Here is a 16,593-nt window from a genome sequence, read left to right as displayed (position 1 = left end):
CCTGTTTTATTTATGAAAGCACTAGGTTATATGGTAATTGAATCATAACCACTGTACCTTTCTGTTTCTCACTTTGGAAAGTAAACTGAAATTGATTGCGGTAATAAAGCCTCAATCGATAATAGACATTTTTAATCCCTACATTTTCGCCGATTTCTTCATCCATTTCTAAAGAAGCCAACAATTCCTCCTTCTTCACTTGCGTCATTCCGGTTCCATTATCTTCTATACAGAAACATAATAAATCCTTTTCTAGAGTAATCGTAACTTTGATTTCTCCATCTTCCTTCAACGGTTCTATACCGTGGATACTGGCATTTTCGATAAATGGTAATATGGCCATGTTAGGAATCAAACAATTCTCTGCAGCTTCATCCACATGAATTTCGTAACTTAGCTTATCCCCGAATCTATATTTTTGTATTTCAAGAAAACTCATAATGAGATTAATCTCATCACGTACGGTTACAAAGTCTTTCCCCCACGTAAGAGAATTACGGAAAATTTTTGCCATATTATGAATAATTTTGGCTGTTTCTTGTTCGTCCTTCATCAAACTTCTCATTCGGATCGTCTCAAGTGCGTTAAATAAAAAGTGGGGGTTAATTTGACTTTGCAGTGCACTAAGCTGGGCACGATTTCGTTTTATTTCCAAATCCTGTTTTTGAATATTAGCTAGAAATACATCATGAATAAGCTCTTTTATTTTTTTTGTCATTCGATTAAATTCACTAGACAATTGTCCAATTTCGTCTGTATATTCAGGATCAGGAATCCTTTCAAAGTTTTGATCACCTAATTTCTTTACATGTCTTAAGATTCGATGCAGTCTATTTAAAAAAGATCGATTAATTAAAATAATGATGATCGAAGGGATTAATATATTGATAATGGCAAGATAAATAATAAATTGCCCTGATTTATAAACGGTATTTAACATCGTTTTTTCCGATATCGTTCCGACCACTTTCCAGTTTCGCAGGAATGCTTGATTCAAGGCAGGCGATTTAAGAATAACAGTCCGATTTGTTTTCGATACACTGCTAAAATGGATGAATTTCTTTCTCCATGCTAAATCCTCCTGAGTGGTATAAGCAATTTCATCCTCGGCATTCAGAAGGTAAACATTCCCTTTGAACGTAACATTATGGAAGATACTTTCAATAGTTGAAGGATTTAATTCGATTTTAACGACTTTTTGTTTGTTATTAAAATTAAAATAATCAAGTCTTCTCATAAGACTAAACGTTGATGTTTGGTTATCAATCGGTGAATGTAAAACAATGGGAGATGCAGCACTCCTTTCCATGTCATGCTTGTACCAATTTGATTTCTTTATATCATTTGTTAATGGATAAACCCCTCCTGAATAAATCACCGTGGAGTTATCCGTATAAAATCGGATAGAATTAATAGATGGATTAATTGGACTTGATTGATTAAATGTTCGTAGATACATATCATAATTCTCCACGTAATCAACATCTGTTAAATAGTCCTTCTCGAGGAAAAGATTAATTTTTGCATTAGTATAGAGGGAAGACGATATCCCGACGGCATCGTCGATAATCTTGCCAAAATCATTTCTAATTTGTCTCAGCGCCAGCTCCGAGTCGTGTATTTGCTGTTTTTTTACATTGTTGATGGTAACTGAATAAAAAATTATATTCGTTAAGACGATTGGAATGAAAACAGAGAGAATATACATAATTAGTAACTTATTACTTAAGCGCACGTTATGAAAATTAAATTTGGCTCTTTTCATATTTATCTCACTTTTCTATTCTCATGAAGTTTATGACGATATTCAGTGGGTGTTATTTTTTCAAGCCTGCCAAAAATAGTCACAAAATAATCGGTGTTATTAAACCCAACACTTTCAGCTATTTCATAAATCTTCATTTCCGTTTGACGCAGCAGCTTTTTTGCTTCACTAATTCTTACTTGTAATAAATAGTCTTTAAAATAAATTCCATAGGCTTTCTTAAATAACTGTCCTAAATAGACAGGATTCATATAAAACTTAGCAGCAATTGTTTTTAAACTAATATTTTCACGATAATGTAAATCTACGAATTGTTTAATCTTATTTGCCTCACCATTTGCAGATTGTTTTCGCAAAATGACAATGTATTCTTTACTCTCTAACACATATTCAAGAAACAGTTTCCTTAATTGCTGTAGGGTTACATTATAATTTTGCAGATAGAGCATATTCTGAAAAGTTTTCAGTTGTGACTCATCCCCATCCATATTTTTAATAATCTTTAAGATTGAGTGTACGCATCGAGTGATGGATGCAAGGACAGCCGCCTTTGCCATTCTTCTCCATGAAAACTGAAGGAATATTTTATCAATTGTTTCCATAATGGAAATGGTTGTATTTTCTTCAACATGTTCCATTAGTAAATGGTAATACGAATCCTCAAGCTCGGTATAAGTGATTAATCTATTTTTTTCGAATTCATGATATAAGAAAATATTTTGTTCCTCTTGTGTATATTTATATTGACGTATTTCTTGAGCTGTTTCGTAAGAGTTTCTTATTAAATGTAATTTAGGAACGGCAGAACCAATAAAAAAGGTAATCTTTTGATTCATACACTTTGTAAGTAATCCATATGTCCAGTGGGCAAATTGGGCAATTTGCATTTGGAATCGCTTTAGATATGTAGCAGGAATAATAACTCCATAACTTCCTTGGCCCAAATCTTGAATTAGTACCCCAATCCTAGTGTCTTGGATATCACGGATAATATTGGTTAATTTTTCTTTAAGTTGACATTCAGCGTCACCGGGAAGCAGCGGCAAACCATTCACCTCAACCACCATATAGTAATATTCGGATACATCTTCCAAGGATAAATCAGAGGATAATTCATTAACCTCCCTCTCATCTACCATTCCAAATATTAAATTATCCAATATAATAGCTTTCTTCAGTTCTTTATCTTTTTCAAACATTATCTTCTGTTCAGTTACGGATTTGGAAAGCGATTTTAGGGTCCCCTCTACTTCCTCTTGATCTATGGGCTTTAGGATAAAATCATGGACTCCATAACGAACAGCTTGTTGAGCGTATTTAAAATCACTGTGGCCGCTAATAATGATAAATTTAGGATGGTGCCCCTCTTTTTGCTTTAATTGTTTGATTAGCTCTAATCCGTCTAAAACAGGCATTCGAATATCTGTAACTACCAAATCTGGTTTTATTTTATGTATTATTGCGAGTGCATCCTCTCCATTTGAAGCATCAGCTACAACATCAAATCCACAGCTTTTCCAATCAATTAAACTTTTTAAGCCTTGTCGAAAAAAAATTTCGTCGTCAACTATTACTGCTTTGTGCATATCCATTCCACTCCTTTTAAATGAACTAGTGAAAAGGGCTTTCCATATCTAAGAATAATAGTTCCCAATAATTCTGAAGCCCCCTTAAACGAATTGCTTGAGAGGGCTTCTTTATTCTTCCTTTTAAGGCATTCAAATTACACTAATAAAAATGGCCGACTCGTAAAAAGAGTCAGCCCTTCCTTCTTATCCTTTTACAGATCCTGCTGCTATTCCTTCTACAATTCGATCGCTCAAAATGAAGTAAGCAATTAATACAGGAATAATACTGATCATTAGGGTTGCCCCAATCGCGCCCCAATCTGTTAAGTACTGTCCAACAAAGTTGTTGACACCAACGGTAATGGTCTTCCATTTGTCGGAACTTAGGAAAGTATTGACAAAAACGAATTCATTCCAGTTATAAATCATGTTAATGATAACGGTTGTTGAAAGTACAGGAATAGTCATTGGCAATGTGATTTGGAAGAAGATCCTGTGGATGGAACATCCATCCATAACAGCTGCCTCTTCAATTTCCCGTGGGAGTGTTTTATAAAATCCTGCTAGTATCATAATCGTAATTGGCAAGTTAAATGCCACATAAGATAAAATCACAGAAACTGGATTATCAATGAGATGTGCCGATTTAAAGAAATTGAATAATGGAATTAAGGTTGAATGAAGGGGAATCATATACCCCGCCATAAACAAACCAAGGACCAGCCCGCTCAATTTCCAATGCATTCTAGTGATGGCAAACGTTACAAAGCTTGCAAGAATTACAGTCAGAACAACGGCTATAACGGTGTACAATACACTATTAAAAAAGTAAACATCAATATGGCCGGCTGACCATGCCTTTGCATAGTTGCCCCACTGTGGATTCTGTGGCAGCGAGAACGGCGACATGCCAAAAACCTCTTGATTGGTTTTTAAGGAAAACAGAAGTAACCAAACTAACGGGTAAATTTGAATAATCGCAATAATCCCTAGAATAACGTAAAGTACACCGTATCCGATTCTATTTCCGAGCGATTTACTAGTTTTATAAGGAGCCGACAAGGTCGTATTGATATTTGTTTCAACTGCTGCTTTACTCATCTTTTTCACTCCCCTTTGTTAAAATTCAACTTCTTTAGAAGATAGTAATTTTTGAATCAGCCAAGTCATCACAAGACAGATGATCAATAATCCGAATCCGATCGCACTTCCATATCCGAAGTTATACTTACTAAAAGCTTCGGAATACATATAAGAGGCCATTACCTCACTCGCATGGTTAGGTCCCCCGCCAGTTAAGACAAAAATCAAGTCAAAATACTTTAATGAGCCGACAATCGCTAGAATAACCATAACTTTGATGACACCGGCAATGAGAGGAAGCTTTATTTTATAGGCAATTTGAATGGAAGTAGCACCATCAATTTTCGCCGCTTCAATCAGTTCTTCCGGTACATTCTTTAAGGCTGCGTAGAAAATAATGATATAAAAACCCGCGTATTGCCAAACGATTGGAAAAAAGAGGGCATATAGCGCAATCTTAGAATCGGCTAACCAGACAGGAGGATTATCCACCCCAAATATGATTAACAATCTATTAATCATGCCGTTTGTAGGGTCGAAAATCTTCGCCCAAAGCTGTCCAATAGCCACTGAGGATAATAGCATTGGAATTAAATAAATTTTTCGTAAAAAGTTGGCACCTTTGATTTTACTTGCCAGGATCAGCGATAAAATTAAATATCCTACCAAACTGACCGTTGAAAAAAGACCAAGTAGCAGGGAATGCCATGTACTCTGCCAAAATAATTTATCCTTGACTAACTCGATATAGTTATCTAAACCGATAAACTTCATCTTGCCGATGCCGTTCCAGTCCATTAATCCATAATAACCAGTTAAGACGATAGGGATATATATTAAGAGAAGAATAAGAATTAACGCAGGAAGTACGTAAAGGGTGATGACGAATTTGTTAGACATTACATTTTTCATTTTCTATACTCCCTTCCTAAATAGATAGAGGGCATATTTCAATATGCCCTCTACGACTTAAAGTGACTTCATTACGCTTGATTATTTTTGCTCTTTAGCAAGTTCATCCGCTTGCTGCTTAACAAAATCCTTCGGCGTAATTTGTTTTCCGAATAGAGCTGTTACTAAATCGTGGTGTAATTCTGATACAGCTGGGCTTGATTGAGTATCAAAATAGGTTGTAACGTTTGATGCTTCACTCAAATCTTTTAAGATATCAATGTACATTGGAGCAAGATCTAATTTAGATGTATCAACTTTCGTAGCAGGGATAACACCAGCATCTGTTACAGATTTTTCTCCCCATCTCTTCACTAGGTAGCCAACGAAATCTTTTGCTTCTTTTTGAACCTTAGAATCCTTTGCAACGAATAAACCTACACCAGGACCGCCAACATAACTGTTGATATCGGTACCCTTACCACCTTCATAAGTTGGGAACTTGAAATAGCCGATTTTATCTTTAAATTCTTGTTTAACATCAGGGCTTGTTGTATAGTTTGGCAATTCCCAAGTAGCTGTTAGGAACATTGCTGCCTTTTCATTCATAAAGTAACCTTTTGCATCATCGTTAGATAAAGCGCTGGCCCCCTTTACGAAGCCGCCCATATCTACAAGGTTTTGTACTTCTTGAGCTGCTTTAAGAATAGCCGGGTCATCCATTTTAGCTTTTCCATGGATAACATCTGTTAGAATAGTAGGGCCGCCGATACGGTCTGCAAGATACATAAACCAGAATGATGCCGGCCATCCATCTTTCGCTCCTACAGTGGCAGGAACTACTCCGTTATCAGCTAATGTTTTGACCACTTTTTTATACTCTTCAAAAGTTTTTGGTACTTCAAGATTGTACTTCTTGAAGATTTCCTTGTTATAGAAAACGTATGAAATGTTTAACTCCAGCGGCAGACCATATGTTTTTCCATCAACAGCATATGATTCTTTTACACCAGGAATAAACGCATCCTTAAGATCTGGATTTTTATCAACGACATCATCTAATGGCGCTAACATTCCGCCTTCGACGTATGGCTTAATGAATCCATCTGACCAAGTCATACCGATATCAGGAAGTTCATTGGAAGAAGCTAAAACTTTAAGCTTTTCTCTGTATTGGTCAGGATTTAGAATTTCAGTTTCAATTTTGATATCTTTATGTTCTTTTTCATATTCTCCAATGATATCTTTAACGATGGAGAATTGGGCATTGGAACTGCCTTCAGGCCATAAATGCATGAATTTGATGACCTTTTTACCATCTGCGCTTTTTTCCTCAGTCGAACTTGAGGAAGAACAACCTGCAAGTGCTAGAGAGACAAGCATGATTACAGACATGATCATTGCAACCGTTTTCTTTTTAAACAATGTAATTCCCCCTATGACCTTTTCTTTGATTTTCCTTACATTTATAGAATACAGTCAGATTGTTCTGAAAAATAGGTCACGGCGATTAGGAAAAATACTACTATTTTTAGAAAGCCCTTTCATTGTTGGTTTTCCGATATGCACTTGGTGTCAGACCCTCTAATTCTTTGAATATCTTAATAAAATATTTAGCCGTTTTATACCCCGATTCTTCAGCGATGTCGTTGATCGGGAGGTTAGTAGAGATCAATAATTCCTTCGCACGTTGAATTCTCCTTCTCGTTACATATTCACTGAACGTGAGCTTGACATGTTCCTTAAATAAGACGCTTAGATAACTTGGGTTTAAATGAACATGATCGGCCACTTCTTTCTGAGTCAGTTCATTCTTGATATTTTTGTTGATATAATCGATTGCTTCTCTTATCGGTACACGATTAGAAGGGTTTTGGGCATTAACATCCATGAGCTTCTGGTCTACCACTTTTTCTATCATGCCGGCCCGCTCCTGTTTTTCAACGGCTTGAACAGCACCTTCCACAGCCTCAATTAAAGCCTTTTTGCTGATTGGCTTTAATAAATAGTTAATCACACCTAAACGGAGGGCTTCCTGGGCATATTCAAACTCAGAGTAGGCAGAAATAACAATGATGACGGGATAGATGTTTTGTGCTTTTGCCATTTTTAGTAATTCCAGGCCCGTTATCTCCGGCATCCGGATGTCTGTGATAAGAATATGGACCTTCTGTTTCTGCATAAATTCAATAGCCTCTTCTCCATTAGAAGCCGTAAAGATCTGATAGTTTCCTTCAGCCCATGTAACCAATGATTTTTTCAAACCTTGGCGCGTTCTTGGTTCATCATCTACAACTAAAATAGTCTTTGGGCTCATCAAAGTCCTTCCACTCCCCTCACAGGTATTACAAAAGAAACGGTTGTCCCCCTATTTACTTCACTAGTAATGGCAAGTCCACTTTTAAAACGATCTTGATAGTATAATTCCAAGCGTTTATGCACATTGGAAATCGCCATTCCACTGCCTTTTTTTATTGACATTACGCCACCTGATTGCATCGCTTGTTTAATAGATTCCAACTTTTCTTGATTGATTCCCGGTCCATCATCTTCTACAAGGATGTTAAGGTACTCGGGATCCACTGCAGGCTGAATAGTAACGCAAATGGTGCAAGGCTTTGCCGTATTGCCTGCCCCATGCAGGACAGCATTTTCAACTAAGGGCTGAATCAGCAATTTTGGAATTTTTACCTGTTCCCATTCGGACGGCATATTAAGCTTCCATTTTAATTGATCACCAAAACGCATTTTCATAATTTCCATATAATTATCGATATGGTGAATTTCATCTTTAATTGTGACCCAGTCTCCATCTGTTTGTTTAGTTATGGTATAACGGAATAATTCAGACATGGCAACGACAAACTCAGCCAGCTCATCCTCATCCTTATCCTCAAGCGTCCACTTAAGAGCGTCCAAAGTATTAAAGAGAAAATGAGGATTAATTTGAGCCTGCAATGCTTTTAATTCACTTCTGCTTCGGGTAATTTCTTTTTGATACACCATTTTAATCAGATGATTGGTTTCTTTAACCAGCTGATTATAAGTACTATTTAATTCTTTGATCTCATTTACCGTTGTCACACTCGGGTTCATCGTTAAAGAGCCTGTGCTGGCCTGCTGCATCGTTTCCGTCAATTTGATTATAGGTCTGGTAATAAAAGTCGATAGGAATAGTGAACTGAAAAAAAAGATAATAAATCCAATAATACCTGATATAATAATTCCAGCCTTCAGTACACTAATTCCTTCGGTTAAAGCTTTTATTGGGGTTAGAATAATCAAAGTCCAGCCGGTTTCATTCGAGGTCTGTTTCGTTACCATATAATCCTGCTTGTCCAATGTAAGAGTAAGTGAATCATTTGTTATGATAGGCTCGATAGTTTTTTCGTAGTTGGATAGAATCGGCTTAGAATCTCTGTCTAAAAGAATGGAATACTGGTTGGGAATCGTGGTTTCATCTTGGTTGGCAAATTGTAAATAACTTCGATAGACACTAATGAGGAGATAACCGCCATTCGCATAGTCATGACCCATTAAATTCACACGTCTTAGTGCTAATATATTATCTGAATTACTCGGGTCATCTCCAATCCAAACCAGTCGGCCATTCGCTTCATTAGCTTCTTGAATCCACCTGCCATCAATTCTGCTGATTAAATTGGTATCATCCAATGGCATGAGCCGAGTTAATTTATTTGTATAAAGCTCAAAGGAAAAGATCCCATCCGTATTCGCCTGAATGGTGTTCACAGTAGATTCCAATTGCTGCCGCTCAGTAAAAGTAATCCCTTTTCCTTCATAACCCTTTGTCAAAGTTTTTTGAATATTATCATTAGTCATAACTAGTTTAGATGCCGTACTAATTTGTTTATATAAAGATTCTAATCTTCCATTTGCCTCAACGGCAGTTTGATTAATTTGTTTTTCTGCATTATGTTTAAGTAAAGCGGACACTCTATTAAAAGTTAATACACCGACAATTAATAATACAATTGCCATGACTACTAAAAATACGACAAGTATTTGATTTCGTAATGTGTTCCATTTATGCAACAGTGAAAACATTATTTTTCACCCTTTTTTATTCAAGAATAGTATTTTCTCAAATATAACGTATTTTAGTGAAATCGTGTACATTATTTCAGTATCGAAATATTAGCAATTCTAACCAATGTTCAATTATGTTTCAATGGTCTATAATTGAATACAACGACAAATGTAAGCGTTATAAATGAAAGGGAGGTTTTTATGAATAAACTATCAATGAGAGGTCTTTACTCCCTTACCGAGTGGATTACCAAGTTTGCCTATCTCAATTTTTTGTGGATTGGCTTTTCTTTACTTGGGTTAGTACTCTTCGGATTATCCCCTGCAACAGTGGCCATGTTTACGGTCCTGCGTAAATGGATGATGGGACAAAGTGATATTCCCGTGTTTCAAACCTTCAGGACTGCCTATAAAAAAGAGTTTCTTAGAAGCAATGGATTAGGGATTATTTTGGCTTTATTCGCAGGTCTTATTTTTACTGATTTGTACTACATGAAAATCGATGCCAGCCATTTACTTCAATTAACTCACATCCCTTTATACTTAATTATCTTTGCAATCATTATGTGCCTTTTGTATATTTTTCCGGTATACGTCCATTACAATGTGACGATTATTCAACTATTTAAAAATGCTCTTTTCATTATGCTGATCAATCCGATAAATAATATTGTTATGTTGCTTGGGATCATCGCTGTATTCTTTGTGGTAAAAGTAATACCGGGACTATTATTTTTCTATGGAGGTAGCATAACAGCAGGGATTATTATGGCTTGCTGCTATCTATCCTTTCAAAAAATAGAAAAGAAGCAAAAGGGAGCACAATCCATTTAATATGGGCTCCCTTTTGCTTTAAATTTGTCCATTTAATAGACTACTTACGGTAACAAATTGATAGCCTTGGGATGATAATTCAGATACGAGAATACGGACCGCTTTTATTGATTGTGAACGGTCCCCGTAGCCATCATGGAAAAGCAAAATACTCCCGTTACTGACACAATCTCTTGATACGGCAAGGATATGATCGACCCCGGGCTGTTCCCAGTCATGCGCTTCTAGATTAAGAGCTCCAATCATGGGATAACCCTTTTGCTCGAGCACTGAGAGTGTTACATGATTATAATCAAAGTAAGGTGGACGAAAGACGACGGGCTTTCGTCCAGCCAATTCCTCTACCAGACTCTCATTACGTTCAATTTCCTCTGAACATTCTTCCTGTGTTAATTGAGACAGCCTTAGGTGTGAATAAGTATGATTTCCAATTTCATGTCCTTGTTCTGCCACTTTTTTTACCAATTCAGGATACTTGCTCATTTGCTCGCCAATCATAAAGAAAGTGGCTTTTCCGCCGGCTTCTGAAAAAATCTCTAATACTTGTGGTGTATAAATAGGATTGGGCCCGTCGTCAAACGTAATCGCAATAACCTTCTGCGATGCAGGAACTTCATTAATCATTTGGAATGCTCCCTCTCAAATTAATAAGGACCCCTAATAAAACCCTTTACATTTTCCTCATAGAATCGATGTACGGATTGCTTTTCTTCCTCTGAGAATGGTTTTGTATCAAGGGCTGAAAGATTATCCTCAACCTGTTTGACATTTTTAAAACCAGGAATAATACAAGTAATTTCTTTTTGATCCAAAATCCAACGCAGTGCGGCACCTGCCATCGATTTCCGGCCCTCGGCAATCCATTTTAACTGGTCTGCCAATTCTACACCTTTTCGGAATCCCAAACCGGCAAACGTTTCCCCGACATTAAATGCCTCTCCATTTTCATTAAAACGTCGGTGGTCTTCTGCTTCAAAAACATGTTCTGCAGTAAATTTACCTGTCAGCAGCCCGCTGGCAAGCGGCAATCGAACGAGCAGGCCTGTCCCTTTTTGATACGCCTCAGGGATTAATGTTTCTAATGGCTTTTGACGGAACATATTAAAGATAATCTGCAGGCTTTTTACATTCGGATACTTCAAACAAATTAAGCCCTCTTCCACGGTTTCGACGCTGACTCCGTAGTGACGGATTTTCCCTTCTGTCTGCAAACGATCTAGTACCTCAAATACACTGCCATCCTTCAAAATTTCAGTGGCAGGGCAGTGTATTTGGTACAAGTCAATCGCTTCTCTGTTTAAGCGGCGCAGACTGGCTTCACAATATGCGGATACTTGTTCATAGCTGTAATTTTTCGGATCAAATATATCACCCTGCCGGCAGAATTTGGTTGCAATATAGATTTGATCTTCCTTGCCCTTTGTAGCTTTTGCCAATAACTCTTCGCTATGTCCATCCCCATACACATCTGCTGTATCAAAAAAGTTTACACCCTGTTCAATGGCATATTCCAAGGATTTTAGTGCTTCTGCGTCACTCGTCCTGCCCCATGAACCACCGATTGCCCATGTTCCAAAACTGACTTCACTAATCATGATTCCTGTATTGCCTAGCTCACGATAATTCATTTTCAAAACTCCTTTTTTATTTCTTTTCAATTCCAAACTTATAAACTGTTTTAGATGAATACTGCTGATCTTTGTCTAAAATGATTGATGGAAAATAAGGATGATGGATCGCTTCAGGCATCCCCTGAGTCTCCAAGCAAATACCAAGGTGTTTTCCAGATGGCGTTCCCCGGAATTCTCCTTCTGTTTTTAAGGAATTACCCGAATATACGACAACCCCGGCCTCATCTGTTTCAATCGTCAGGACACGTCCGCTGTCAGGATCCTTCAAAACAATTTCGTTATCATGATTTGTCTTTAATAGAAACGGGTGATCGTAACCATTCCCTACTAATACGTTTTGTGGATGGTCAGATGCAATACCTGTTTCTATTATTCTTTCACTTGTAAAATCAAACGGCGTATTTTTAACGTCCACAAAAATGCCTGTTGGAATAAACTCCTGATCGAGTTCTAAAAATTGATCACTCTTAATTGTCAGGGTGTGATTCACGATATCCCTTTTCAGGTCGCCGCTAAGGTTGAAATAAGCATGGTTTGTGACGGTTAAAAGCGTCTTTTTGTCAGTTTGGGACGCATAGTGAATTGTGAATTCATTATTGTTATTTAGTGTATAGGTAACCTGTATATGCAGATTCCCAGGGTACCCTTCATCGCCATCGGGACTGAAATAGGAAAAACGCACTCCTTCTTCCATGACTTCCGCATCCCAAACAACCTTATCAAGTCCTTTTATCCCGCCATGCAAATGGTTATTACCGTCATTTTTCGCCAAAGTGTAACTTTGGCCATCCAGTTTAAAAGATCCGCCTTTAATTCGACCGCCCACTCTGCCAACGACTGCACCGAGAAAATAGGGATCCTTTAAATAATCGTTCAGTGAATCATGTCCAAGGACAACATTTTCGTAATTTCCGTTTTTATCAGGAACTACGATTTTCGTTATGATACAGCCATAATTGATCGCTGTAACTTCTACTCCGTTATCATTAACCAATGTAAATGATAAGACCGTCTGGTGATCAATTTGACCAAAACTCTCATGAATAACTTTCAATTTGATCTTCCCTCCATTTCAAGTAGATTAGCCGCGGTTCCAATCAAAGCCAATTTCTTTCAGAAATGCCCGGGCAAGGACCATATGTCCAGCAGTGGAAGGATGGACACGATCCCAAGCAATTGTTGCAGCATAGAGGTCCTTTAAAACCACATTAAAGGCAGCTTGCGTATCAACGAATATACAATTTGTTTCCTCTGCAATTCTTTTGACAGCCTGACCATATTGATCCATTGACTGGCGCATGGAATCCAACTGATTGCTTTCCAAATAAAATGGAGTCATTAAAACCATTTCTTTTACAAACGGCTTGGTCTCCATTACAAGATTCCGAAGCGTATCCTCATATTCATCAAGGTACACATGCCAGTCTTTAATAAACGGTGTATCATACTGACGCCATACATCGTTAATGCCGATCATAATGGATAACCAGTCTGGCTTTTGACTGATTACATCCTCCTGCCATCGACTTTTCAAATCACGAACGGTGTTGCCACTGATCCCCTTATTCACCACGCGGATTCCCAGTTCTGGGTAAACGGCTTGCAAAAGCCCATCAACAAAGGAAACATAGCCCTTGCCGAGGGCACCAAACAATCCTTCCCCTTCCGGCTTTACACGCTCACTTTCTGTCACGGAGTCGCCAATAAATAATAGTTTTTTACCTTGTTCAAGTTTCAAAAACGCTTCCCTCCTTTTTTCATGAAGCTATGTCTTAGGTCGAAGTGGTAACCTGGTTTTGAATCAATACTTTCTTTTCCCAGGCCCTGCTTCTCCACCTAAAATACATGGTAATTCCTCTAAACCATTCATCTGCAATAAAGGCGATCCATATCCCGGGCAATCCATATCCAAGGTGGATCCCTAGATAATAAGCTAATGAAACGCTTATTCCCCACATTGATAGAACACCCATTACCAGCGAAATGTTGGCATCCCCGGTCGCACGCAATGCATTTATCACCACCAAATTAAATGTTCTGCCCGGCTCAAGGATAAGACACAATAATAATAATTTACTCCCCAAGATAACAATTTCTTGATCGTATGTGAAAAAACTCATCAGTGTTTCCCTAAGAAAAGCAATGAATATAGCTATTCCCACCGTCATAAATAGACTGTACTTCAAGCTTTTCAATAATTGACGATAGGCACCATCAAAATCCCTGGCCCCTGCCTTGTAGCCAATTAGGATTTGCGTCCCTTGGCCCACGGCCAGACCAAACACAAGAATATAGGACATAATGTTCTGCGTATAAACGCGGGTTGTTAATGATGCAGCCCCCAAAATAGCAATGATGGCAGTGATGGCCAGCTGGCTGAGATTGTAACAAATTTGTTCTCCTGCAGCAGGAATTCCAATTTTCAATATCTTTTTAATTTGAAAAGAATCAATCGATACATATTCTTTCAATTTAGGCTTAATCGGGATTCGTGCATACATTAACTTCATAATAATGACCAATGCTATCGTCCTGCTGATAGCAGTTGAAATCGAAACTCCAATCACACCCATTTTCGGGATCCCCAGCAATCCATAAATGAAGAGTGCATTTCCAGCTAAATGGATTACATTCATTAAAATCGAAACCATCATCGCATCCCTGGTGTAACCATTTGCCCTTAAGATGGCTGAAACAGTTATTAATACTGCTTGGATAAATACTGTTCCTCCCACAATGGTCAGATATTGTTCCCCAAGTTCAGCAATGTGTTTCGGAAGATGAAATAACATTAACATTTCTGATTTAAAAATAACCATTAATAAACTAATCACTATGCCCATAACAAGGTTTAGAGAAATGGAGATAGCTGTGACCGTCCTGGCATCATTTTTCAAGCCTGCACCTAAGTATTGCGAAAGAACAACGACAGTACCACTCGAGAAAAAGTTAAAGATTAGAATACATAAAAATATGAGTTGAGTTGCCACACCCACAGCTGCGACAGCATCATCAGAAATATGCGAAAGCATAATCGTATCGGAGCTGCCCATGATTACTTGCAGAAATAATTCGACGAAAATGGGCCAAGTAATCGTAAATAAGCTTAATTGTGGGGAGATGATTTTTTGTGATCTATTCATTTGTAATTATCCTCTTCTTAACCCGAAAAGTTTAGTTGATAAACACAAAGCCCCCAAGCTGGAGCAGCTTGAGTGGCTTCATTTGTTACTTTCTAAATGCTCGTAATTGTTCATTTAGTTCCTTTGTTTGTGAATAAACTTGTTGATAGATGGAAAATAGTTTCTTGTAAGTTTCCACATTTTCCGGAATAGGCTCATAGGTTTTGGCGGTTTGAATAAATACTTGCGCACATTCCTTTAAGGATGGAAACCAGCCGCAGCCATATGCCGCTAACATGGCAGCACCCATTCCAGGTCCTTGTTCACTTGTAAGCTTTTCAATTTTTGCATTAAAGATATCTGCCTGCATTTGCAGCCATGTTTCGTTTTTGGCGCCGCCGCCGATCGAAATAATCGAATCAATGGTCTTACCGCTGTTTCTAAAGATCTCAATTGATTCATTTAAGGAGAAGGTGATTCCCTCGAGTACAGACCGGGCAAAATGCTTCCGCTCATGGGCTGCATCAATACCAATAAAGCTTGCGCGAATATTTGAATCCGCATGTGGAGTTCTCTCCCCGACTAAATAAGGAGTGAATAGTAATCCATTGCTTCCTGCCGGTACATCATCAACACCTTCTAAAAACTGATTAAAGGCTTCAGCGCTGGCGAATGTATCTTTAAACCAGCTTAGACTGTAACCTGCCGCCAGAGTTACTCCCATTGTATAGTAAGCATTTTCTTCACTGTGATTAAAGTAGTGAACCTTCCCTTCAAAATCCAAGTCATTTCTTTCTTCATAGGAAAGAACAACTCCTGAGGTGCCGATGCTGCATAACGTTTTGCCTTCAAAAAGAATCCCGGAACCAATGGCGCCACAGGCATTGTCCGCCCCGCCAGCAAATACCTTGGTAGTTTCCGATAATCCAGTTACTCCGGCAAATTCAGCTGTAATGTTCCCAACAAAGGTGTGAGATTCCACTAATGGAGGACAGATTTCAGCGGAAAGACCAAATTGTTCTAAAATCTCACTGCTCCACTCACATTTTGCTACATTTAACAGCAAGGTTCCTGCTGCATCCGAATATTCCATGTGGATATTTCCGGTCAAACGGTAACGGAGATAATCCTTTGGAAGCATAAAGACCTGCGCCCGTTCAAAAATTTCAGGCTCTTCTTCTTTTACCCAAAGAATTTTTGGCAGTGTAAAACCCTCTAAGGCCGGGTTTTTGGTCACCTCCAATAAACGCTGCTTGCCAACCACCTCGTAGATTTCTTGACATTGTTTCGTTGTTCTCGTGTCATTCCACAAAATCGCGTTTCGCAGCACCTGATGATCCTGGTCTAAAAGGACAAGGCCATGCATTTGCCCGGAGAAGCTGATGCCCTCGATATCGTTTACATCTCCATCGAATTGCTCGATTAGTTCAGCTAATCCTGCGGTGGTTTTTTCGACCCATTCCTCCGGATTTTGTTCGCTGTAGCCTGATTTTTCAATAATAAGGGGATAGGTTTTTGATACTTCTTTGCACACTTCACCATTCTGATTGACGAGTAAGATTTTTACCGCACTCGTTCCGAGGTCAACACCAATAACGTATTTCATCCTTATCATCCTTTTCTAAAAAAAGTGCTGGTGTAATAGGCCG

The 16,593-nt window shown here is 38.2% G+C and carries 14 protein-coding genes; 1 reads left to right on the top strand and 13 read right to left on the bottom strand.

Annotated features, from left to right (window positions below):
- Positions 1-10: 10 nt before the first annotated feature.
- The 7 genes from LC455_RS06100 to LC455_RS06070 form a co-directional block, all read right to left on the bottom strand.
- On the bottom strand, positions 11-1,765 hold the full coding sequence (locus tag LC455_RS06100; RefSeq protein WP_223589067.1) for a sensor histidine kinase: 1,755 nt from the start codon (positions 1,763-1,765) through the stop codon (positions 11-13).
- A gap of 2 nt (positions 1,766-1,767) precedes the next feature.
- Positions 1,768-3,351: a response regulator transcription factor gene (locus LC455_RS06095; protein WP_223589065.1), complete on the bottom strand. Its 1,584-nt coding sequence runs from the start codon at positions 3,349-3,351 to the stop codon at positions 1,768-1,770.
- A 186-nt stretch (positions 3,352-3,537) separates the two neighbouring features.
- Positions 3,538-4,434 (bottom strand): carbohydrate ABC transporter permease, encoded by an 897-nt coding sequence (locus LC455_RS06090; protein WP_223589063.1) that lies wholly within the window; start codon positions 4,432-4,434, stop codon positions 3,538-3,540.
- 18 nt (positions 4,435-4,452) lie between these two features.
- The gene (locus LC455_RS06085) at positions 4,453-5,328 is read right to left on the bottom strand and encodes a carbohydrate ABC transporter permease (RefSeq protein WP_223589061.1); all 876 of its coding nucleotides are present in this window, start codon (positions 5,326-5,328) and stop codon (positions 4,453-4,455) included.
- Between the two features lie 81 nt (positions 5,329-5,409).
- Positions 5,410-6,708 (bottom strand): extracellular solute-binding protein, encoded by a 1,299-nt coding sequence (locus LC455_RS06080; RefSeq protein WP_223589829.1) that lies wholly within the window; start codon positions 6,706-6,708, stop codon positions 5,410-5,412.
- A gap of 130 nt (positions 6,709-6,838) precedes the next feature.
- Entirely contained in the window at positions 6,839-7,624 is a 786-nt protein-coding gene (locus LC455_RS06075; protein WP_223589059.1) for a response regulator transcription factor, read from the bottom strand.
- Positions 7,624-9,375, bottom strand: coding sequence for a sensor histidine kinase (locus tag LC455_RS06070; RefSeq protein WP_223589057.1), 1,752 nt, complete (start codon positions 9,373-9,375; stop codon positions 7,624-7,626). The genes LC455_RS06075 and LC455_RS06070 overlap by 1 nt, the downstream gene beginning before the upstream one ends.
- Positions 9,376-9,558: 183 nt before the next feature.
- On the opposite strand from LC455_RS06070, the gene LC455_RS06065 reads away from it, so the two are divergent.
- Entirely contained in the window at positions 9,559-10,191 is a 633-nt protein-coding gene (locus LC455_RS06065; RefSeq protein ID WP_223589055.1) for a YesL family protein, read from the top strand.
- Between the two features lie 18 nt (positions 10,192-10,209).
- On the opposite strand, the gene LC455_RS06060 is transcribed toward LC455_RS06065, so the two are convergent.
- The 6 genes from LC455_RS06060 to xylB all read right to left on the bottom strand — a co-directional run bounded on the left by LC455_RS06060 (position 10,210) and on the right by xylB (position 16,550).
- Positions 10,210-10,815, bottom strand: coding sequence for a polysaccharide deacetylase family protein (locus tag LC455_RS06060; protein ID WP_223589053.1), 606 nt, complete (start codon positions 10,813-10,815; stop codon positions 10,210-10,212).
- 20 nt (positions 10,816-10,835) lie between these two features.
- Complete coding sequence (locus tag LC455_RS06055) at positions 10,836-11,819, bottom strand: aldo/keto reductase (protein ID WP_223589052.1); 984 nt, start codon at positions 11,817-11,819, stop codon at positions 10,836-10,838.
- A gap of 16 nt (positions 11,820-11,835) precedes the next feature.
- Positions 11,836-12,876, bottom strand: coding sequence for an aldose epimerase family protein (locus LC455_RS06050; RefSeq protein ID WP_223589050.1), 1,041 nt, complete (start codon positions 12,874-12,876; stop codon positions 11,836-11,838).
- 27 nt (positions 12,877-12,903) lie between these two features.
- Complete coding sequence (locus LC455_RS06045) at positions 12,904-13,560, bottom strand: SGNH/GDSL hydrolase family protein (RefSeq protein WP_223589049.1); 657 nt, start codon at positions 13,558-13,560, stop codon at positions 12,904-12,906.
- A gap of 34 nt (positions 13,561-13,594) precedes the next feature.
- Positions 13,595-14,965, bottom strand: coding sequence for an MATE family efflux transporter (locus tag LC455_RS06040; RefSeq protein ID WP_223589047.1), 1,371 nt, complete (start codon positions 14,963-14,965; stop codon positions 13,595-13,597).
- A gap of 85 nt (positions 14,966-15,050) precedes the next feature.
- Positions 15,051-16,550 (bottom strand): xylulokinase, encoded by a 1,500-nt coding sequence (xylB, locus tag LC455_RS06035; protein WP_223589046.1) that lies wholly within the window; start codon positions 16,548-16,550, stop codon positions 15,051-15,053.
- Positions 16,551-16,593: the final 43 nt, after the last annotated feature.

This window comes from Neobacillus bataviensis (assembly GCF_019969725.1).
This window is presented reverse-complemented; position numbering and strand designations above follow the sequence as displayed.

Excerpts from the sequence above, each read along its gene's own strand:
- LC455_RS06075 (WP_223589059.1), bottom strand. The coding sequence starts at position 7,624 with ATGAGCCCAAAGACTATTTTAGTTGTAGATGATGAACCAAGAACGCGC.
- LC455_RS06070 (WP_223589057.1), bottom strand. The coding sequence starts at position 9,375 with ATGTTTTCACTGTTGCATAAATGGAACACATTACGAAATCAAATACTT.
- LC455_RS06090 (WP_223589063.1), bottom strand. The coding sequence starts at position 4,434 with ATGAGTAAAGCAGCAGTTGAAACAAATATCAATACGACCTTGTCGGCT.
- LC455_RS06060 (WP_223589053.1), bottom strand. The coding sequence starts at position 10,815 with ATGATTAATGAAGTTCCTGCATCGCAGAAGGTTATTGCGATTACGTTT.
- LC455_RS06085 (WP_223589061.1), bottom strand. The coding sequence starts at position 5,328 with ATGAAAAATGTAATGTCTAACAAATTCGTCATCACCCTTTACGTACTT.
- xylB (WP_223589046.1), bottom strand. The coding sequence starts at position 16,550 with ATGAAATACGTTATTGGTGTTGACCTCGGAACGAGTGCGGTAAAAATC.
- LC455_RS06095 (WP_223589065.1), bottom strand. The coding sequence starts at position 3,351 with ATGCACAAAGCAGTAATAGTTGACGACGAAATTTTTTTTCGACAAGGC.
- LC455_RS06055 (WP_223589052.1), bottom strand. The coding sequence starts at position 11,819 with ATGAATTATCGTGAGCTAGGCAATACAGGAATCATGATTAGTGAAGTC.
- LC455_RS06065 (WP_223589055.1), top strand. The coding sequence starts at position 9,559 with ATGAATAAACTATCAATGAGAGGTCTTTACTCCCTTACCGAGTGGATT.
- LC455_RS06100 (WP_223589067.1), bottom strand. The coding sequence starts at position 1,765 with ATGAAAAGAGCCAAATTTAATTTTCATAACGTGCGCTTAAGTAATAAG.
- LC455_RS06080 (WP_223589829.1), bottom strand. The coding sequence starts at position 6,708 with ATGATCATGTCTGTAATCATGCTTGTCTCTCTAGCACTTGCAGGTTGT.
- LC455_RS06040 (WP_223589047.1), bottom strand. The coding sequence starts at position 14,965 with ATGAATAGATCACAAAAAATCATCTCCCCACAATTAAGCTTATTTACG.